Origin of the sequence: Aestuariivirga sp., assembly GCF_047600585.1 — a bacterium.
Taxonomy (GTDB): Bacteria; Pseudomonadota; Alphaproteobacteria; order Rhizobiales; family Aestuariivirgaceae; genus Aestuariivirga.
The window spans coordinates 1,533,586-1,554,001 of record NZ_JASGKP010000001.1; the positions used below are offsets into that span (position 1 = coordinate 1,533,586).

General features: G+C 63.4%; 17 protein-coding genes. 7 read left to right on the top strand and 10 right to left on the bottom strand.

Features of this window, described 5'->3' with window-relative positions:
* The first annotated feature begins 47 nt into the window (after positions 1-47).
* Positions 48-1,238 carry a lytic murein transglycosylase gene (locus tag QM801_RS07495; protein WP_415018584.1) on the top strand — a complete coding sequence of 397 codons (1,191 nt, stop codon included), beginning with the start codon at positions 48-50 and terminating at the stop codon, positions 1,236-1,238.
* 9 nt (positions 1,239-1,247) lie between these two features.
* Positions 1,248-2,369 (top strand): DUF459 domain-containing protein, encoded by a 1,122-nt coding sequence (locus QM801_RS07500; protein ID WP_415018585.1) that lies wholly within the window; start codon positions 1,248-1,250, stop codon positions 2,367-2,369.
* On the opposite strand, the gene QM801_RS07505 is transcribed toward QM801_RS07500, so the two are convergent.
* From QM801_RS07505 to QM801_RS07520, 4 genes are all read right to left on the bottom strand, one after another.
* Positions 2,370-3,788, bottom strand: coding sequence for a glutamate synthase subunit beta (locus QM801_RS07505; protein ID WP_415018586.1), 1,419 nt, complete (start codon positions 3,786-3,788; stop codon positions 2,370-2,372). It abuts the gene before it with no gap.
* Positions 3,789-3,790: 2 nt separating this feature from the next.
* Positions 3,791-8,467: a glutamate synthase large subunit gene (gene gltB, locus QM801_RS07510; RefSeq protein WP_415018587.1), complete on the bottom strand. Its 4,677-nt coding sequence runs from the start codon at positions 8,465-8,467 to the stop codon at positions 3,791-3,793.
* 133 nt (positions 8,468-8,600) lie between these two features.
* On the bottom strand, positions 8,601-9,383 hold the full coding sequence (locus QM801_RS07515) for a sulfite exporter TauE/SafE family protein (RefSeq protein ID WP_415018588.1): 783 nt from the start codon (positions 9,381-9,383) through the stop codon (positions 8,601-8,603).
* Between the two features lies 1 nt (position 9,384).
* The gene (locus QM801_RS07520; RefSeq protein WP_415018589.1) at positions 9,385-9,696 is read right to left on the bottom strand and encodes a rhodanese-like domain-containing protein; all 312 of its coding nucleotides are present in this window, start codon (positions 9,694-9,696) and stop codon (positions 9,385-9,387) included.
* A 150-nt stretch (positions 9,697-9,846) separates the two neighbouring features.
* Here QM801_RS07520 and QM801_RS07525 point away from each other — a divergent pair, with 150 nt between their 5' ends.
* The gene (locus QM801_RS07525; protein ID WP_415018590.1) at positions 9,847-10,731 is read left to right on the top strand and encodes an MBL fold metallo-hydrolase; all 885 of its coding nucleotides are present in this window, start codon (positions 9,847-9,849) and stop codon (positions 10,729-10,731) included.
* 54 nt (positions 10,732-10,785) lie between these two features.
* Positions 10,786-11,688 carry a DMT family transporter gene (locus tag QM801_RS07530; RefSeq protein ID WP_415018591.1) on the top strand — a complete coding sequence of 301 codons (903 nt, stop codon included), beginning with the start codon at positions 10,786-10,788 and terminating at the stop codon, positions 11,686-11,688.
* A 3-nt stretch (positions 11,689-11,691) separates the two neighbouring features.
* Here the strand turns inward: QM801_RS07530 and QM801_RS07535 are convergent, their stop codons facing one another.
* Positions 11,692-12,108, bottom strand: a complete 417-nt coding sequence (locus QM801_RS07535) for a CHRD domain-containing protein (RefSeq protein ID WP_415018592.1) — start codon at positions 12,106-12,108, stop codon at positions 11,692-11,694.
* A gap of 140 nt (positions 12,109-12,248) precedes the next feature.
* Here QM801_RS07535 and QM801_RS07540 point away from each other — a divergent pair, with 140 nt between their 5' ends.
* The 3 genes from QM801_RS07540 to QM801_RS07550 all read left to right on the top strand — a co-directional run bounded on the left by QM801_RS07540 (position 12,249) and on the right by QM801_RS07550 (position 14,586).
* Entirely contained in the window at positions 12,249-13,292 is a 1,044-nt protein-coding gene (locus QM801_RS07540; protein WP_415018593.1) for a threonine aldolase family protein, read from the top strand.
* Positions 13,289-13,675 carry a DUF4260 domain-containing protein gene (locus QM801_RS07545; RefSeq protein WP_415018594.1) on the top strand — a complete coding sequence of 129 codons (387 nt, stop codon included), beginning with the start codon at positions 13,289-13,291 and terminating at the stop codon, positions 13,673-13,675. The genes QM801_RS07540 and QM801_RS07545 overlap by 4 nt, the downstream gene beginning before the upstream one ends.
* 269 nt (positions 13,676-13,944) lie before the next feature.
* Positions 13,945-14,586 carry a class I SAM-dependent methyltransferase gene (locus tag QM801_RS07550; RefSeq protein ID WP_415018595.1) on the top strand — a complete coding sequence of 214 codons (642 nt, stop codon included), beginning with the start codon at positions 13,945-13,947 and terminating at the stop codon, positions 14,584-14,586.
* Between the two features lie 7 nt (positions 14,587-14,593).
* Here QM801_RS07550 and QM801_RS07555 read toward each other — a convergent pair whose 3' ends face one another.
* The 5 genes from QM801_RS07555 to QM801_RS07575 are packed head-to-tail and all read right to left on the bottom strand — an operon-like array spanning position 14,594 to position 20,387.
* Complete coding sequence (locus QM801_RS07555; RefSeq protein WP_415018596.1) at positions 14,594-15,622, bottom strand: trans-3-hydroxy-L-proline dehydratase; 1,029 nt, start codon at positions 15,620-15,622, stop codon at positions 14,594-14,596.
* Between the two features lie 13 nt (positions 15,623-15,635).
* Positions 15,636-16,796, bottom strand: a complete 1,161-nt coding sequence (locus tag QM801_RS07560; protein WP_415018597.1) for an iron-containing alcohol dehydrogenase — start codon at positions 16,794-16,796, stop codon at positions 15,636-15,638.
* A 24-nt stretch (positions 16,797-16,820) separates the two neighbouring features.
* Positions 16,821-18,215, bottom strand: a complete 1,395-nt coding sequence (locus tag QM801_RS07565; RefSeq protein ID WP_415018598.1) for an aldehyde dehydrogenase family protein — start codon at positions 18,213-18,215, stop codon at positions 16,821-16,823.
* Between the two features lie 2 nt (positions 18,216-18,217).
* The gene (locus QM801_RS07570; RefSeq protein ID WP_415018599.1) at positions 18,218-19,594 is read right to left on the bottom strand and encodes a glutamine synthetase family protein; all 1,377 of its coding nucleotides are present in this window, start codon (positions 19,592-19,594) and stop codon (positions 18,218-18,220) included.
* Positions 19,595-19,616: 22 nt separating this feature from the next.
* Positions 19,617-20,387: an N-formylglutamate amidohydrolase gene (locus tag QM801_RS07575; RefSeq protein WP_415018600.1), complete on the bottom strand. Its 771-nt coding sequence runs from the start codon at positions 20,385-20,387 to the stop codon at positions 19,617-19,619.
* Between the last annotated feature and the right edge of the window lie 29 nt (positions 20,388-20,416).

Sequence of the window (20,416 nt, forward strand, 5' to 3'; positions counted from 1 at the left end):
AAGCTCGGGCGACGGGCGAATCGTGCAACGAGGAGTGGGACAGGCTCATGCGGAAACTTGTTTTGGCGGCATTTCTGTCGCTGGCCATGGCCGGCACGGCTCAGGCGAACGCCAAGTTCGAGGCTTTCGTCCAAACCCTCTGGCCGCGGGTGAAGGCCGCAGGCTTTTCCCGTGATCTTTTCGACCAGGCTTTCGCGGGCGTCACCGAACCTGATCCGGTGGTGCTGAAGCTCGCGGAGGTGCAACCCGAGTTCACCTCCACAACCTCCGAATATCTCGCCAAGGCGGTCACCCCGATCCGCATCCAGACCGGCCAGCAGATGAAGCAGCAGGAAGCCAAGCTGCTCGGCGCCATCGAAAAGAAGTACGGCGTCGACCGCCACATCCTGCTCGGCATATGGGGCATGGAATCGAACTTCGGCAAGGACAAGGGCTCCATGGGCGTGATGCGCTCGCTGGCGACTCTGATGTATGCGGGCCGCAAGAAGCAGTATGCCCAGGAACAGCTGATCGCCGCCTTCCGCATCCTGAAGTCGGGCATCCGCTCCCCGGATGATTTCACGGGCTCCTGGGCCGCTGCCATGGGCCACACGCAGTTCATCCCCACCTCTTACCTTTCCTACGCCGTCGACTGGACGGGTGACGGCAAGAAGGACATCTGGGGTTCGAAGGAGGATGCGCTCGCCTCCACCGCAAACTATCTCGCCAAGGCGGGCTGGAAGAACGACCGCCCCTGGGGCTGGGAAGTGACGCTGCCCGACGGCTTCAACCGCGTAAACATTGGCCGCGATCACTGGAAGACGGTGGCGGAGTGGTCGAAGATGGGCCTGAAGCGCGCCGATGGCGAACGCTTCGGCTCGGCCAATGCCAAGGCCTTCGTGATGATCCCGCAGGGAATCGATGGCCCGGCCTTCCTGGTGACGCAGAATTTCCTCGCCATCATGGATTACAACCTCTCCCACTCCTATGCGCTTGCCGTCGGTCATCTGGGCGACCGCATCCGCGGGCAGGGGCCCTTCCTCGGCACCTGGCCTGCTGTGAATGTCGATCTCTCCTTCAAGGAACGTGTGGAGATGCAGCGCCGCCTGACGCAGTTCGGCTTCGAGACCGGAGGTTCGGACGGACGCTTCGGGGCGCGCACCTACGAGGCCGTGATCGCCTTCCAGAAGAAGGTGGGATTGCCGCTCGATGGCAGGCCGAGCCGGAAGGTGCTTGAGCGCCTGCGCCAAGGCCTCTAGGGTTCTCCCATGTTCAGGCGCTTGATCATCGCATTCGGATTGCTCTTCGGCCTTGCGGCTCAGGCTCTCGCGCAGGAGCAGCCGGCGGCCATTCCAGAACCCAACGAGGTTGCCGCACAGCAGCCGGCCGCTCCGGCGCCGGAGGCCGTCGTGGTGGCGCCGGCCCAGGTCTATGCGCCCGGCCAACGCTTTGGCGGAGATGACGGTGTGTTCCGCTTCGTCGTGGTGGGTGATGCACTCGCCCGCGGCGTGGGTGGAGCTCTTGAAAAACTCACCGAATTGGATCCGCGTTTCGAGGTCGTGACCCGCGCCAATGATGCGTCTGGTGTGGCGCGGCCCGAAATCTACAATTGGCCGGCGGCGATCCCGAAGATCCTGCGCTCCAGCAAATTCGATGCTGTGGTGGTGTTGATGGGCGTCAACGACTACCGCCCCATCAAGACAGCGGATGCCGCGTTTGATCCGGGGACGGATGAATGGAAAACGCGCTACAAGGCGAATGTCGACGACATCCTTGCCAGCGCCCGCAGCAACGGCGCGCGGGTCTACTGGATCACGCTGCCGCCCATGCAGAATGCAGAATACGATACGCAGATGCAGATGATCTCGGGCCTCCAGCGCGAACAGGTGGTGACCGGAAACCAGATCCTCGTGGATATCCGCCCGCCGCTGCTTACGCCCGAAGGCGAATTCATGGCCAGTGACGTGGATGAAAAGGGCAAGGCGCGCCGCCTGCGTGGCAAGGACGGCATCAATTTCTCGCGGCAGGGCAATGATTATGTGGCCGATCTGGTCATGGGGGCCATCCGCAAGACCGAAGGCGTGGCCGAGCTGCAATCCGCTGACGATTCCCAGCCGGCGGAAACCCAGGTTGCCGTGGCCGTGCCCACGACAACGACCTCGCCGCTCTTTGGTCAACAGGGCGTTGACGGGACAACGGTGAGCTTCGAGGCGGAGGCCCTGGCCAAGGAAGTGCCGCAGAAGATCACGCCTGACCTGTCCAATGCCGGAAAGCTTGGCTTGCGTATCCAGCGTAATTCGCTGGCACAGCGCTTCTACCGTACCGGTCAGGCCATCGGCGTACCCTACGGCCGCTTCGACGACTTCAGCGTTTCCGGCACAAAGCCCTGATCAGCGCGGCAGGGTGGTCGATCCCATGAGGAATTCGTCCACGGCGCGCGCCGCCTGACGGCCCTCGCGGATGGCCCAGACCACCAGCGACTGTCCACGGCGGGCGTCACCCGCTGCGAAGATCTTGTCGCTCGAGGTCTTGTAGTCACGCACATTCGCTTCCACGTTGCCGCGGCCATCGAGCTTGACGCCGAGGCTCTTCAGCATGCCCTCGTGTACCGGATGTACGAAGCCCATGGCGAGCAGCACGAGATCGGCCTTCAGCTCGAATTCGCTGCCGGGAACCGGCTTCATGTCGGCCCCTGCGCGGGCGCACTGCAGCGCCTTCACCTTGCCGTCTTCGCCGCGGAAGCCGGTGGTCAGCACCGAGAAGTCGCGCTCGGCGCCCTCCTGGTGCGAGGACGAGGTGCGGAGCTTCATCGGCCAGTTGGGCCAGGTGAGCGCCTTGTTTTCCTTCTCGGGCGGCTTCGGCATGATTTCGATCTGGGTGACGGAAACCGCACCCTGGCGGATCGAGGTGCCGATGCAGTCCGAGCCCGTATCGCCGCCGCCGATCACCACCACATGCTTGCCGTTGGCAAGGATGGGCTTGTTGTCGAGCGGCGCTTCCTTGCCGACGCGGCGGTTCTGCTGCGGCAGGAAGTCCATGGCGAAGTGGATGCCGTCAAGGTCGCGGCCCGGCACGGGCAGGTCGCGGGACTTTTCCGAGCCCGCACAGATCAGCACGGCATCGAAGGAGTCGGTGAGCTGCTTGGCATCCTGGGTGACGCCGATGTGGGCGCCATAGTGGAAGGTCACGCCTTCCGCTTCCATCTGCTCGACGCGGCGGTCGATCAGGTTCTTTTCCATCTTGAAGTCGGGAATGCCGTAGCGGAGGAGGCCGCCCGCCTTGGCGTTCTTCTCGAAGACGTGGACACTGTGGCCGGCGCGGGCCAGCTGCTGCGCGGCGGCAAGGCCCGAGGGGCCTGAGCCCACCACGGCGACCTTCTTGCCCGTCTTCTCGGCTGACACGATCGGCTTCAGCCAGCCGTTCTCCCAGGCCTTGTCGACGATGGCGCATTCGATCGTCTTGATGGTGACCGGCACGTCCTCGATGTTGAGGGTGCAGGAGGCCTCGCAGGGCGCAGGGCAGACGCGGCCAGTGAATTCCGGGAAGTTGTTGGTGCTGTGGAGGTTGCGCGAGGCTTCTTCCCACAGGTCATTGTAGACGAGGTCGTTCCAGTCCGGGATCTGGTTGTTCACCGGACAGCCGTTGTGACAATAGGGGATGCCGCAGTTCATGCAGCGCGCCGCCTGGCTCTTGGTGCCTTCGTCTCCCAGCGGGATCACGAATTCATTGTAGTTCCGCACGCGATCTGCCGCTGGCGCATACTTGCGGTCCTGGCGGTCGATTTCGAGAAAGCCCGTGATCTTGCCCATGGTTATGCGCTCCTCTTCACACCGACCGTGAGGCCGTCACTTGTTTCCTGTGCCTTGACCAGTTCGGCAAGGGCGCGGGCGTATTCGACCGGCATGACCTTGACGAACTTGGGAAGGTAGGCCGACCAGTTGTCGAGAATGGTCTTGGCCTTGGCCGAGCCGGTGTAGCGGTGGTGCCGCACCAGCAGTTCATGAATGCGTGTGGCGTCGTGTCGGTCCATGTGGGAGGTGATGTCCACAAGCCCGTGCGAAATCAGGTCGCCGCCCGAGTGCTGATGCTTCTCGAGGAGTTCCTCCTCTTCCGGCACCGGCTGGAGATCGACCATCGACAGGTTGCAGCGCTTCTCGAAGCCCTTGTCCTCGTCGAGGACATAGGCCACGCCGCCCGACATGCCTGCCGCGAAGTTGCGGCCCGTTGGGCCGATGACCAGTACGCAGCCACCCGTCATGTATTCGCACCCATGGTCGCCCGTGCCTTCGACAACGGCAACGGCGCCGGAGTTGCGCACGGCGAAGCGTTCGCCCGCCACGCCGCGGAAATAGGCTTCGCCAGTGATGGCGCCATAAAGCACCGTGTTGCCGACGATGATCGACTCTTCCGGCTTGAAGCCTGTCTTGGCGTGCGGCTTGATGATGATCTTGCCGCCCGAGAGGCCCTTGCCGACATAGTCGTTGCCTTCGCCGGTGACATCGAGCGTGACGCCATGGGCCGCCCAGGCGCCGAAGCTCTGGCCGGTGACGCCGGTGAACTTCACCGTGATTGTGTCTTCCGGAAGACCGGTATGGCCATAGCGGCGGGCCACTTCGCCCGAGAGCATGGCGCCCGCGGTGCGGTTGTTGTTCTTGATCTTGGCGTCGATCACCACCGGCTTCCTGTCGTTGAGGGCAGGGGCGGCCTTGGCGATCAGGTCACGGTCCAGAACCTCATCGAGACCATGGTCCTGGGCGTGGGTGCGGCGGGTCGCGATCGGGCCCGTCACGTCGGCCTTGGCGAAGAGCTTGCCGAAGTCGAGGCCCTTGGCCTTCCAGTGCGAGATCGCCTTCTTGGTGTCGAGCCATTCGGTCTTGCCGACGAGGTCCTCGTACTTGCGGATGCCCATGGCGGCCATCAGCTCGCGCAGTTCTTCGGCGACGAAGAAGAAGAAGTTGATCACGTGCTCCGGCTGGCCCTTGAAGCGCTTGCGCAGCTCCGGGTCCTGGGTGGCGACGCCGACCGGGCAGGTGTTGAGGTGGCACTTGCGCATCATGATGCATCCCGCCGCAATCAGCGGTGCGGTGGCAAAGCCGATTTCGTCAGCGCCCAGCAGTGCGGCGATCAGCACGTCGCGGCCGGTGCGCACGCCGCCATCGGCCTGCACCCAGATGCGGCCGCGGAGATCGTTGGCCACGAGCGTCTGCTGGGTTTCGGCAAGGCCGATTTCCCACGGGCTGCCTGCGTGCTTGATCGAGGTGAGTGGCGAAGCGCCCGTGCCGCCTTCATAACCCGAGATGGTGACGTGATCGGCATGGGCCTTGGAGACGCCCGCGGCCACCGTGCCCACGCCCACTTCCGAAACGAGCTTCACTGAGACTTGCGCCTTCGGGTTCACGTTTTTCAGGTCGTAGATGAGCTGGGCGAGGTCTTCGATCGAGTAGATGTCATGGTGCGGCGGCGGCGAGATGAGTCCGACGCCCGGCGTGGAATGACGCACCTTGGCGATCACCGCATCCACCTTGTGGCCGGGCAACTGGCCGCCTTCGCCGGGCTTCGCACCCTGCGCCATCTTGATCTGCATCATGTCGGAGTTGACGAGATATTCCGTCGTCACGCCGAAGCGGCCCGAGGCCACCTGCTTGATGGCGGAGCGCATGGAGTCGCCGTTCGCCATGGGCACGAAACGGTCGGCTTCCTCGCCGCCTTCGCCGGTGTTGGACTTGCCGCCGATGCGGTTCATGGCGATCGCCAGCGTGGTGTGGGCCTCGCGGCTGATCGAGCCGAAGGACATGGCACCTGTTGCAAAGCGGCGGACGATTTCCTTGGCGGGCTCGACCTCGTCGATCGGTACCGGGCTTGAGCCCATTTCGTCTGCCGACTTGAGGCGGAAGAGGCCGCGCAGGGTCTTTAGCTTCTCGTTCTGCTCGTTGATGAGCCGCGCATATTCCCGATACTTGTCCTGGCTGTTGCCGCGAACGGCGTGCTGCAGCGTCGAGACGGTTTCGCTGGTCCAGACGTGGGCTTCGCCGCGGATGCGCTGGGCATAGTCGCCGCCTACATCGAGCTGGGTGGCAAGAACCGGGTTCAGGCCGAAGGCATCGACATGGCGGCGGAAGGCTTCTTCCGCAACCTCGTTGAGGCCGATCCCTTCCACCGTGGTGGCGGTGCCGGTGAAGTACTTGCGCACGAAGTCGGAGGAGAGGCCGACGGCGTCGAAGATCTGCGCGCCGCAATAGGACTGGTAGGTCGAGATGCCCATCTTGGACATGACCTTGAGGATGCCCTTGTCGATCGCCTTGATGTAGCGCTTCACGGCTTCGTAGGCGGAGACCTTTTCATCGAGTGTCGGCAGCAGGGCTTCCAGCGTCTCGAAGGCCAGATAGGGGTTGATCGCCTCGGCGCCGTAGCCGGCGAGGGCGCAGAACTGGTGCACTTCGCGGGGCTCGCCCGATTCCACCACAAGGCCCACCTGGGTTCGCAGACCCTTGCGGATCAGGTGATGATGCGTGGCGGAGGTTGCCAGCAGCGACGGGATCGGCACGCGTTCGGCGGAGACCGAGCGGTCCGACAGGATGATGATGTTGTAACCGTCGCGCACCGCGCGTTCGGCCTGGCCCATCACCGAGTCGAGGGCCGCTTCCATGTAGCGGGCGCCGTTGGCCACATCATAGGTGATGTCGATGGTCACGGTGCGGAAGGGGTTCTCGCGCACCTCGCCGATGTTGCGGATGCGCTCCAGTTCCTCGTTGGTGAGGATGGGCTGGGCCACTTCGAGGCGCATGTGCTTCGAGGTGCCCTTGAGGTCGAGCAGGTTGGGGCGCGGGCCGATGAACGAGACGAGCGACATCACCAGTTCCTCGCGGATCGGGTCGATGGGCGGGTTCGTCACCTGGGCGAAGTTCTGCTTGAAATAGGTGTCGAGCAGCTTCGGGCGGTCCGAAAGGGCTGAGACGGGCACGTCGTTGCCCATGGAGCCCACGGCTTCCTGGCCCGTGGTCGCCATCGGCGCCATCAGGATCTTTGTGTCTTCCTGCGTGTAACCGAAGGCCTGCTGACGGTCGAGCAGCGGCACGGCGGGCTTCGGACGCGTGGTCTTCGCCTTGGGCAAATCGCGGAGCACGACCTGGGTGCGCTTCAGCCATTCCTTGTAGGGATGCTGGGTGGAGAGTTCCTTCTTCAGGTCCTCGTCCGAGATGATCGCCTTCTTGTCGAGGTCGATGAGCAGCATCTTGCCGGGCTGGAGGCGCCACTTGCGGGCAATCTTCTCTTCCGGGAATTCGAGGCAGCCCATTTCCGAGGCGAGCATCACGTAGCCGTCGTCGGTGACGAGGTAGCGCGAGGGGCGCAGGCCGTTGCGGTCCAGCGTGGCGCCGATCACCTTGCCGTCGGTGAAGACCATGGCGGCAGGGCCGTCCCACGGTTCCATCATCGCGGCGTGGTGCTCGTAGAAGGCGCGGCGGTCTTCATCCATGAGCGGGTTGCCGGCCCAGGCTTCCGGGATCAGCATCATCATGGCGTGCGGCAGCGAATAGCCGCCCATGTAGAGAAGCTCGAGCGCGTTGTCGAAGCAGGCGGTGTCGGACTGGCCTTCGTAGGAAATGGGCCAGAGCTTGGAGAGGTCCTGTCCCAGCACTTCCGACTTCATGTTGGCCTGGCGGGCCGCCATCCAGTTGAAGTTGCCGCGCACGGTGTTGATTTCGCCGTTGTGGCAGACGAAGCGGTAAGGGTGTGCCAGCGGCCAGCTCGGGAAGGTGTTGGTGGAGAAGCGTTGGTGCACCAGCGCAAAGGCGGAGGCGACGCGCTCGTCCTTCAGGTCGAGATAGTAGTTGGGAATCTCCGCGCCGAGCACCAGCCCCTTGTAGACGATGGTGCGGCAGGAGACGGAGACGGGATAATAGGCGCGGGCCTTCTTGCCGAGCACTTCGACGATGCGGTTCGACACGACCTTGCGGCAGACGAAGAGCTTGCGTTCGAAGTGGGCTTCGTCACGGATGGTGGGGCCGCGGCCGATGAACACCTGACGGTGCATGGGTTCGGTGTCGATGACGGAGTAGCCCAGCACCGACCGGTCGACCGGCACGTCGCGCCAGCCGAGTACCTTCAGGCCTTCCTCACGGGCGGTTTCCCACCAGATGCGCTCGATGTCCTGACGGTAGACAGGTTCGCGCGGCATGAACAGGAAGCCCACGCCATATTGTCCGGCGGCGGGGAGATCGAATCCGATGCGCGCGGCTTCCGCGGCAAGGAAGTCGTGGGGAATCTGGATCAGGATGCCCGCACCGTCGCCCGCCTTGGGGTCGGCGCCCACGGCACCGCGGTGCTCAAGGTTCTTGAGGATGCGGAGCGCATCCGCCACGGTCTTGTGGCTCTTGATGTTGTTGATGTTGGCGAGGAGGCCGATGCCGCAGGCATCGTGTTCGTTGCGCGGATCGTAGAGGCCATGGGCCTCGGGCAGACCTTCCGGGTGGAAGTGATGGATGGTCATGATGGGCGCTCCTCATTGACTTTACCTGAAGAACAGGCAGAAAGGACAGTATGTCTGTCCTTTAATGACAAGGCCGTGTCAAATGCGCAAGTAAAAATTCAAAGCTGATCGTAAAACGAAACAAAGTTGCGCATCAAGGGGGCCCGCGCAGGATCATGTAGCCGCCGACGGCAGTGACGGCCACGGCAAAGGCAAAGGCCATCTGCAACAGGTATTTGTGGGACGAGAGGCGGGCGCCCGCCGTCTGGCCGATGGCGCCGCCCGCAACCCCGCCCAGCACGAAGAGTCCGACCGTTCTCCACACCACTTCGCCGGCGAGGGCGTAGTTCGCGACGGTGACGAGGCCAAAGGCGGTGATGGATACGAGCGAGGTCGCGATTGCGTAGGTAATGGGCATGGCGGTCGCGAGCATCAGGGCGGGCACGATGAGGAAGCCGCCGCCGATGCCGAAGAAGCCGGCGAGCCCGCCTGCGGTGAGCCCGAGGCCGATGAGCCAGGGCAGCATGGAGCGGGCGGTCTTGAGATTGAGGCGCACATCCGGGTCACCTTCGGCGTTCTTGCGGAGCAGCATCATGAGGCCGACTACCAGCATGAGACCGCCGAAGAGGGGAATGATGCGAGCGCCGGGAAGCGAGAGCGCGAGTTGTGCGCCCAGCGTGGAGCCCACGATACCGGCCGCCGTGAAGACTAGCGCACATGGCCATTTCACGAGGCCACGGGCCATGGCGCCCATGAGGTTGGCGAGCGCGCTCAGTGCGACAGCGACTGCACTGGTGCCCAGAGCTGCGTGTGCCGACGGCATGCCGACAACGTAGAGGAGCAGGGGCACTGCCAGGATCGATCCGCCGCCGCCAACAAGACCGAGAACGAGTTCGACGAGCCCGCCCGAGAGAACGGTGATGAGCTCCGGTCCCACCTTATCCCCGGACGACGGGAAGACCCGCCTGGACCCAGCCCATGATGCCGCCGGCAAGGATTTTGGGTTCCGGTCCGCCGATCGCGTCGAGGGCAGAGGCATTCATGCGGGTGCGCGCACCACTGGCACAATAGAAGATCACGGGCTTGCCGTTGCTTTCGACCGGCACGGGTGTCAGCCGTGACAGCGGCAGGTTGCGGTCGTTGGCAATGCAACCGGAGGCCCGCTCGCCGGGCTCGCGCACATCCACAAGAACCGCGCCCTGATCAACAAGGGCCTTGGCTTCCTGGGGCGTGATGGTGACGATCTTCATGGGCTTTCTCTCCGGCAAAAGGGATTTGAGAATGGTCTTGAACAGGTTCATGATCGAGGGAGTCCGTATCCGCAACAGCGGTGCTTCATATTCGCTGTTGCTTATATAAGGTAACGCGCATATATGTCAACCCGTCAAAGGAGTTGAAACGTGCCTGACAGTCCCTTCATCCACGCCTGGTTCGATCACGCTACCAATACCGTCACCTATCTCGTGGCCGATCCTGCCACCAAGCGTGCAGCGATCATCGATCCGGTCTTCGACTATGACCACAAGTCGGGGAAGGCGGACGTGACCTCGGCCGATGCCGTTCTGGCAAAGGCAGCGGAGGAGGGCTTCACGGTGGACTGGGTTCTCGAAACCCACGTCCATGCCGACCATCTTTCCGCAGCGCCCTATCTCAAGCTCAAGACCAGCGCCAAGGTGGTGATCGGCGAGAACATCCGGCAGGTGCAGCAGATTTTCCGGCCCATCTTCAACGCACTCGATGTTTCGGGTTCCGGTGCGGAGTTCGACGTGCTGGTGAAGGAGGGTGACACCTTCAAGCTCGGCAGCCTCACCGTGTCGGTGATCGAAACGCCCGGGCACACGCCGGCCTGCGTCTCGTTCAAGATTGCCGATGCCGTGTTCGTGGGCGACACGCTGTTCATGCCGGACTATGGCACGGCGCGGGCCGATTTCCCGGGTGGTGATGCCCGCACCCTTTACCGCTCGATCCGCAAGCTGCTGGCGCTTCCGCGCGAAACGCGCCTCTTCATGTGCCATGACTACCTGCCCAAGGAGGGCCGGAAGTCCTTCGCCTGGGAGACGACGGTGGGCGAGGAACTTGACCGCAACATCCATGTGAATGCCTCAGTGAGTGAAGAGGACTTCGTGGCCATGCGCACGGCCCGCGACCGCACGCTCTCGGCCCCGGTGCTGCTGCTGCCCTCGATCCAGATCAACATGCGGGCGGGAAAGCTGCCCCCGGCGGAGTCGAACGGCATTCACTACATCAAGGTACCCGTGACTTTGCCGCAGGGTGCGGCTGCGTAACCCGCATTTGCGCCGTGGCGAATCCCGCCTAAAAGGCACCTTCAAGGCGGGAACATGTCTCAATCCACAAACTTCCGCGGCATCGTGGCGATGCTGCTTTCGGCGGTGACCTTTGTCTCCTGCGACTGTTTCCTCAAACTGCTGATCGGGGAGGGGGTGCAGCCGCTTCAGGCCCTCGTGCTGCGCGGCATTTCGGCCACGCTCTGGGCCACGGTGCTGGTGACCGCCATGGGCCTGTGGCGGCATCTGCCCAAGGCCTTCGGCTTCTGGGTGATGCTGCGGTCGCTGTTTGAAGTCGTGGCCGTGTCGGCCTTCATCCTCGGCCTTGCCAGGGTGCCGCTGGCCGACATCACCTCGATCTACCAGATCGCACCGCTGCTGGTCATCGCAGGCGCAAGTTTCCTGTGGGGCGAAAAGGTGGGTCTCATCCGCTGGCTGCTGATCGGTCTCGGCCTTGCAGGCGCCATGCTGGTGGCACAGCCCGGCAGCGCCGGAGCGTCGCCCTATGCGCTCCTCGGCTTCATCACCGCCTTTGCCTCGGCGGGCCGTGACCTGCTCTCGCGCTATGTGCCTGACGACACGCCCGGCATGATCAACACCTTCAACATCGTGGTGGCCGTGATGCTGGTGTCACTGGTGAACACCATGCTCTTCGAGACGTGGACGCCGGTGACGCGCGAGATCGCGCTCTACGCCTTCTTCTCCGGCATGTTCGTGATGCTGGGACACCTCTTCGTGTTCCTGTCCTTCCGGCTCGCGACGGCAAGAACGGTGGCGCCGTTCTATTATTCCGTGACCATCGTGGCGACAACCTTCGGCGCGGTGTTCTTCAGCGAGTGGCCGAACGCCCTGGCGCTGCTCGGCATCGCCCTCATCATCGCCTGCGGGCTTGGCGTGCTTCTGTTCGAGCGCAAGGGCTCTCCGGTCCCGGGACCGGAGAGTGTCGATGCGCTCTGACGATTAGCGGAGGAGCTGGCCGCGGATTTCGCCGTCGGGATACTGCGCGGTGTGAACATTGACGTAGGTCTGGCCGGCCTGAATGTCGGCCAACTGCTGGTCGGTGACGGTGCCTTCACCCTTCAGGATGTTGGCGGACATGTCGACAAGCGGCGGCGCATTCACGCCCGCGCCGGCAGGCCCATGGATGTGGGCGGCGGTGGGATCGCCGGTCAAATCCTTGACCGCGATGTCCCATGTCACCTTCTTCGTCTCGGTGTCGATGCGGACGGTGGCCTGTCCCGAACCATGGCTGTTGGCGGCGGGCGGGGCCTCGTTGCCCGGCGTCAAGTCCGCCTTGAAGGTCAGCATTTCGGCGTGGGCGAAGGTGGAAAGGCCGAAGAGCACGGCGCCCGAAAGGGCAAGGATGCGAATGGTCATGGATACCTCCTGAGTGGGGATGCCGCCCCGAAGACAGGACAACTCCCGGCGGAATGGCTTCGTTCCCATTTTGCAGTTTCGCACCTCGTACAATCCCGTTAAGCAGTCATTTTCGCGACTTAACCGGATTTTGCCTCCCCATGAATTTCGCTTCCGACAATGTTTACGGCGTTGATCCCCGCATCCTGCAAGCCATGGTCGATGCCAACAGCAGGCTAACCGACGTGTCCTATTGCCATGACGACGGCTCCCGCGAGGTCGAAGCCAGGCTCTCGCAGATCTTCGAGAAGGACGTGAAGGCCTTTCTTGTCGTGAACGGCACGGGCGCAAACTCGCTCGCCCTTTCGGCCATCTGCCCCACCTTCGGCGGCGTGTTCTGCCACGAGATGAGCCATATCAACACCGACGAGTGCAACTGTCCCGAACTCTTCATGGGTGGCGGCAAGCTGATCACCATGCCGGGCAAGGATGCCAAGCTCACGCCTGCGGTGTTTGCAGAGAAGCTCTCGCAATTCGGGCACGGCGAACATGGCGCGAAGCCCTGCGCACTTTCGATCACCAGCGCCACGGAACTTGGCACCGTCTATACGCCCGCCGAGATCAAGGCTCTGGCCGACGTGGCCAAGCCGCGCGGCATGAAGGTACACATGGATGGGGCGCGTTTTGCCAATGCGCTTGTCTCGCTCGGCTGCACCCCCGCCGAGATGACGTGGAAGGCGGGCGTTGATGTGCTCTCCTTCGGCGGCACCAAGAACGGTGGCATGATCCTTGAAGCGGTGGTGTTCTTCGATACGGCACTCGCCGAGGATTTCCTCTACCGCCGCAAGCGGACGGGGCAGCTTGTCTCCAAGGGCCGCTTCCTCTCGGCGCAGATGCTGGCCTATCTGCAGGATGACGTCTGGTTGCCCAATGCCCGTCGTGCCAACACCCTGGCGCAGACTCTGGCCAAGGGCATGCAGGCCTCAAACCGCGTGCGCCTGACAACACCGGTCGAAGCCAATGAAATCTTCGCCATCATGCCGCGCAAGCTCTTCGACGCGCTGCAGGCCAAGGGCGCCAATTTCTACGACTGGCCGTGGGATGGCCTTGCCGATGACGAGGTGCACTGCCGCTTCGTCGTCTCCTTCGCCACGCCGGCGGAGCATGTGGACCGCTTCCTGCAGCTCATCCGCGAGACCGCATGATGGCGACGGGCGGCGTGAGGGCAACGCTTCGCGCCGAGGGTGCCGCGCTCTTCCTTGCTGCGCTGATTGGCTTCCACGCCATGGGCAATGTGTCGTGGTGGATGTTTTCGATCCTGTTTCTCGCGCCGGATCTCTCGTTCCTCGGATACCTGCTGGGGCCGCGGGTGGGCTCGGTGGTCTACAACATCTGCCATTCCACCATCCTGCCGCTGCTGATCGGCATCGCCGGATATGTGCTCGATGACTTCATCCTGCGTGACATTCTCTGGGCCACGGCGCTGATCTGGCTCGCCCATATCGGCTTCGACCGCATGCTGGGCTATGGCCTCAAATATGCGAGCGGCTTCAACGACACGCACCTCGGCCGGATCGGGCGGAACTGAGGGCCGTTTATCTTAACCGTTAGCATTACCACGACATTCCCATACCCGTTGCGGCGCGTTTCAATTTAACTCGAATGCCATGGAGCCTCGTCGCTCCGACGCGAGGACGTGCCCGATGACTTCCCATTCAACCCCAGGCTTTGGCCGTGCCCTGCGGCCGGACAAGGACCGCTCCGCGCGCCTTGCCACGCTCGACCACTTTCCCGGCTGGGAACGGGCGCCGCGTTTCCTAATGGACCTCATCGACCAGATGCGTGCCAAGACCGTGGGTGACGTGGGCGGTGGGCGGATGCCGCGCATCAGCCGCGATTTCATCGAGTTCGCGCGGGCTCGCTTATCACCTCTTCGACATTTCCCAGGCTGAGCTCGACCTCGCCGATCCGCGCCATGTGAAGGTGTGCCTCGACATCGCGAGCCCGGACGGCAACAGCAAGGTGGCATCGCTTGCCGGCACGTTCGACCTGATCTTCTCGCATATGCTGCTCGAGCATGTGGCGGACCCCATGCAGGCCCACCGCAACATGTTCCGCATGCTGCGGCCGGGCGGCCTCAGCGTCCATATGTTCCCCTCGCGCAACAACTTCCCGCTCTTCGTCAATGGCCTGATTCCGGAGAAGGTTTCCTATGGCCTGCTCAAGGTCTTGCAGCCGCACCGGGATACGGCGGGGCAGGAGGGCAAGTTCGAGGCCTATTATCATCACTGCGGCGCGCCGTCTGACAATCTGCGGCGGGCCTATGGAGAGATCGGCTTCGAGGTGCTGCAGCACACGAGCTATGTCGGGCACGACTATTACAAGCGGATCAAGCCGCTTGCCATGGTGGAGCGCGGCCTTCGCCCGCTGATCGTGAAGCTCGGCCTTCCCATCATCACCGCCAATCTGCTGATCCTGCGGAAGCCGCTCTCGAACTGAGTCCGCCTTACGGATTGGGCCAGGTATCACTCACCTTGTAACCGTCGGGGTACGGATCATCAGGATCGAGCATCAGCGTGGTCTGGCCGCTGATCCAGGCACGGCCGGTGATTTGCGGCACGATGGCCTTGTGATTGCCGACGGTGGTTTCGGCGGCAATCTGCCCGGTGAATTGTGAATCGATGACGCTGCGGCCGATATAGGTTTCTCCCACCTTCATCAGACCCTTGGCGTGGAGTACGGCCATGAGGGCGGAGCAGCCGGTCCCGGTGGGCGAACGGTCGAGCTTGCCGGGGTTTACGACACAGGCGTTGCGCGAGGTGAGGACGCCGTCCCGGCGCTCGAGTTTCTCCCGCAGGAAACAGAACGAATAGTGCCGCCATTCCGGAAGTTCCGTATGGTGGAAAGGCAGTTGCTCATCCGCCGCCTTCACCAGCCTGCGGCCCAGTTCGGCCACGTCGCGGGCCGTTGCCGGCGTGATGGCAAGGCCGAAATCGGCGGCATCTGCCATCACGAAGCTGTCACCGCCGAAGGCCGTATCAACCTTCACCGTGCCGAAGCCCTCCACCTGAAGCTCCACCCCCAGATGCTGCGCGAAGGAGGGCACGTTGGTGAGGGTGATGCTCTCGGCCTTGCCGTTGCGGCAGGTGGCGGAGACTTCGATCAACCCGGCAGGCGCTTCAAGTGTGAGGCGCGTCACCGGCTCGGTCATCGGGATGATGCCGGCATCGAGCAGCACGGTGGACACACAGATGCAGTTCGAGCCCGACATGGGCGGCGTGTCTTCGGGCTCCATGATGATGAAGCCCATCTGCGCCCTTAGGTTCTTGGGCGGCACCAGCAGGTTGACGTGGCGGAAGACGCCGCCCCGCGGTTCGTTGAGGACGAAGGCGCGGAGCTTGCCGTCCGTCGCGATGAATCGCGATTGCTCCCACACCGTGTTGCCGGGAGGAGGGGCGACCCCGCCCACGATCACATCACCCACCTCGCCTTCGGCGTGGCAATTGATGATGTGAACGGAGCGGGTCGTGCGCATGTGAGGTCCGGTCTCAGAGATCGCCGGTGACGCACTTCCGGGCCAGCGCCTTGTACTGTTTCTCGGTGAACTGGATCGGATTTCCGCCCGCCGACGGATCCTTCACCGCCATCGCGGCCACCTCGTCGAGACGCTTGGTGTCGATGCCGATGTCCTTCAGGGCGTGGGGAATGCCCACTTCCTTGCGGAGTGCCAGCACCCACTTCATGAAGCCGTTGAAGCCGCCCTTGATGCCGAGGTAGGCGGCGGCGCGCTCGATGTCCTTTTCGATCTTCTTGCGGTTGGCCTTCAGCACGTAGGGCATGATGATGCCGTTGAGGAGACCGTGGTGGGCGTCATAGAGGCCGCCGAAGGGGTGCGAGAGGGCGTGGATGGCGCCGAGGCCCCGCTGGAACGCCGTGGCGCCCATGGTGGAGGCGACGAGCATGTTGCCGCGGGCATCGATGTCCTTGCCCTTCTTCACGGCCTTGGCGAGGTTCTCCTTGACGAGGCGCATGCCCTCCAGCGCCACGCCGGCGGCAAGGGGATGATAGAAGGGCGCGGAATAGGCCTCGAGGCAGTGGGCGAAGGCGTCGAAGCCCGTGGCCGCCGTGAGCTTGGCGGGCAGGCCCACGGTCACTTCCGGATCGAGCACCGCGAACTTAGGCATTACGTCCGGATGGAAGATGATCTTCTTCTCGTGGGTCTTGGGGTTGGTGATGACGCCAGCGCGGCCCACTTCCGAGCCCGTGCCTGCGGTCGTGGGCACGCAGATGTTGGGTGCCACCTTGGAGGCGTCGGCACGGGTCCACCAGTCACCGATGTCCTCGAGATCGAAGATCGAGATCTTCTGGCCGTGCATCAGGGCGACCATCTTGCCGGTGTCGAGGGCAGAGCCGCCGCCGAAACAGATCACTCCGTCATGGCCGCCGTCGCGGAAGGCCTTGCAGCCTTCAAGAACGTTGTCCTCGGTGGGATTGGGGCGCACGTCGGAGAAGACGCCGGGGTTGAGGCCCGCCGCCTTGAGGTTGGCGATGATGTCCGCCACCATGGGCGTGTTCACGAGGCCCTTGTCGGTGACGAAGAGCGGCTTGCGGATGTTGGCGGCCTTGCAGAAGTCCGGCAGTTCCTTGACGCGGCCCGCGCCGAAGCGCACCGGCGTGGGGAATCCGAAATTGCGGTTTGGAATGGTCATGGAATGTCTCCTGTGGTCGACGGCTCAGGCCGTGCGTGTTCTGAGATGGAAGCTCTTGGGGCGGGTCAGCATTTCATAGCCGACCGTGGACAGGGTGGCGCCGCGGCCCGTGTCCTTGACGCCGGTCCAGGCGAGGGCCGGGTCGAGGTAGTCGCAGCGGTTCATGAAGACGGTGCCGGTTTCGATGCGGGCGCCGATGGCCTTGGCGGCCTTCGCGTCCTCGGTCCAAAGGGCGGCGGTGAGGCCATAGGGCGAGTCGTTCATCAGCGTGACTGCCTCCTCGTCGGAGGAGACCTTCATGATGCCGACGACGGGACCGAAGCTCTCATCGCGCATCACGCTCATCTGGTGGTTCACGGCCGTGAGCACCTGGGGCGCCATGTAGGGCGTGCCCTTCTTGTCCTTGGGGAACAGCTTGGGATCGATGTGCGCCTTGGCTCCGGCGCGGACGGCGCTTGCCACCTGCTTGCGGACGAAGGAGGCCGCGTCGGCCTTGATCATCGGTCCGAGGGTGGTTGCCTCTTCAAGCGGTGAGCCGAGCACATAGGTTTTCGTGAGATCAATGAAGCCGTCGATGAAGGGCTTCCACAGGTCCTTGTGGACGTAGATGCGCTCGATGCCGCAGCAGCTCTGCCCGGAGTTGAAGAACGAGCCGTCGACGAGGTTCTCGATGGCGTGCTGGATGTTCGCGTCGGGGCGGACATAGGCGGGGTCCTTGCCGCCCAGTTCGAGGCCAACGTTGAGGAAGCGCCCGGCGGCGGCGCGCTCGATGACGCGGCCCCCTTCGACGGAGCCGGTGAAGCAGACCATGTTGACGAGGCCGGAGGAGATGATCTGGCCGGTCTGCTCGTGGTTGAGGACAAGATGCTGGAACACGCCCTTGGGCAGGCCCGCCTTGTCGAAAGCCTTCTGGAAGCGTTCCGCCACCAGCAGCGTGTGGCTGGCGTGCTTCAGCACCACGGTGTTGCCGGCCATCAGCGCCGGGATCACCGAATTTACCGTGGTGAGGTAGGGATAGTTCCACGGTGCGATGGTGAAGACGATGCCGACGGGCTCGCGGGTGATGAAGCGTTCGAAGCCGTCCTCGGGGGCGGGCGTGAGGTTCGCCAGCGCCTCGGGCGCAATGGCGATCATGTGGCGGGCGCGCTCCTCGAAGCCACGGAGTTCACCCGCGCCATAGCGCACAGGTCGGCCCATGGACCAGGCGAGCTCGGGAACGATCTCGTCCTTCATCGCCAGCATGGCGTCAACCGCCTTGCTGCAATAGGCGGCGCGCTCCTTGATCGAGAGGTTGGCCCAGTCCTTTTGTGCAGCGCGGGCGGCGGCGAAGGTTGCCGCCACCTGCTTCTTGCTGGCGACGGCGCGCTTCGCGACGACGCTGCCGTCAACCGGCGAGATGGAGGAAATGCTGTCTGCCATGATCAGTACTGCTCGAAGCCGCGGCGGATTTCCCAGTCGGTGACGCGGCGGTCATATTCGAACTGCTCCCAGCGGGCGGTGTGGACATAATGGTCGATGACGTCGTCGCCGAAGGCCTTGCGCAGCAGCTTGGAGTTGTCGAGGAGCTCGGTTGCCTCACGCAGTGTCTTGGGAATTTCGCGGAGCTTTTTCGACTTGTCATAGGCGTCACCGGAAAAAGCGGGTTCCAGCGCAAGCTTGTTCTCGATGCCGTCGAGGCCGGCAGCGAGCAACGCTGCAAAGGCGAGGTAGGGGTTGAGGTCCGAACCGCCCACGCGGCACTCCACGCGGATCGCCTTGCTGTCGGCGCCGCAGAGGCGGTAGCCAGCGGTGCGGTTGTCGAAGCTCCACACGGCGCGGGTCGGCGCGAAGGTGCCGGCGATGTAGCGCTTGTAGGAGTTGATGAAGGGGGCGAGGAAATAGGTGATCTCGTCGGCATGGGCGAGCAGGCCCGCCATGTAGTGCTTCATCGTCTGGGACATGCCGTGGTCGCCGTCCTTCTCGAAGAAGAGCGGCGTCTTGCCGTCCGCACTCCACAGCGACTGGTGGATGTGGGACGAGCTTCCGGCCCAGGTGTAGTTCGGCTTGGCCATGAACGTGAGCGACTGGCCAAGGCCCTGTGCGATCTCCTTGCAGGCATGCTTGAGGAACACATGGGTGTCGGCCATGGGCAGCGCCGAGTCATAGCGGACGTTGATTTCCTCCTGACCGGCCCAGGCCTCGCCCTTGGAGTTTTCCACTGTGATACCAGCACCATAGAGGCCATTGCGGATGGCCCTCATGAGGTTCTCGTCCTTGCTGGTCTGAAGGATGTTGTAGTCTTCGTTCAAATGCGAGGGCGTGGTAAGGTTGCGGTAGCCGCCATTGTAGGCGTCCTTGAAGCTCTGGTCGAAGACATAGAACTCCAGCTCGGAAGCGAAGTAGGCCTTCATCTTCTGCGCGGTGAGACGCTCGATCTGCCGCTTCAGTACGTTGCGCGGCGCGTGCGGCACCGGCGAGTGGTCGTGATGGTCGAGGATGTCGCTGAGGAGCAGCGCCGTCTTGGGCAGCCACGGGCAGAGGCGGATGGTGCCGAGGTCGGGCTTGATGACGAAATCACCGTAGCCCTTTTCCCAGCTCGCGGCCTTGTAGCCGGGCACCGGTTCCATATCGACGTCGACGGCCAGCAGGTAGTTGCATCCATGGGTTTCCTCATAGGCGCCATCGACAAAGAAGTTCGCTTCGAAGCGCTTGCCCATCAGGCGGCCCTGCATGTCCGGGAAGGCGGCGATGACGGTGTCGATCTCTCCAGCCTTCACACGGCTTTTCAGTTCGTCAAAGGTGAGATGTCCGTTGGCCATGTCGTTTCCTCCTGTTGCCCTTTTATGTCCGGGCTTGTGATGCAAGTTTGATGGCGGCCTGTGCCAGGGGCACGGTCAGGTAGTTGGCCCAGGCGTTCTGCCCGGCGTGTTCGGCGATCAGGTCATTCCTGATCTCGATCATGACATGGCGCAAGCCCCGGGGCGCGGCATGGAGATTGAGCAGATGCATGACGCCGTCCTTGGGGCCGTAGGGTTCGTTCAGGCGGGCCTTGTCCGGCGGGAAGACCTTGATCAGGAAATTGGCAAGACCGGCGTCACGGTCAAACAGGAAGCCCACGTCGAGGTCGCGCTGCTTGCCCTTGTAGACGGGCGTGAAGGAGTGGATCGAAGCCACCAGCGTCTGGCGGCGTTCGACGGCCCGCTGGTCGAGAAAGGCCTCGATGGCGGCATGGAAGGGCCGGGCGATTTCGCGGGTGCGGGCGAGCCGCGCCGAGGGCGTGAGGTTCGCATTCCCGGGAATCTTGTAGATCTCGCTTTCCTCGGGATAGGCGCTGTCGGCTTCGGGCGGGCGGTTGCAATCATAAACCAGACGCGAATAGCGCTGCAGGATGAGCGGAGCATCGAGGATCTTGGAGAGGATGCGGGCGGTCGCCTCCGCACCGATGTCCCAGGCGATGTGGCGCTGCAGGTCTTCGTCCGAGAGGCCGAGCGTGCCAAGGTTCTTCGGGATGCGGTTGGAGGCATGCTCGCAGACCAGCACATAGGGCGAGGTTCCACCCGGATTGATGACCTCTGCGGGGTGTGGTTCGCCGTCCTGAAGGATCTTGATCATTGCCTGCCCGTTCACTGAAATGATCATTT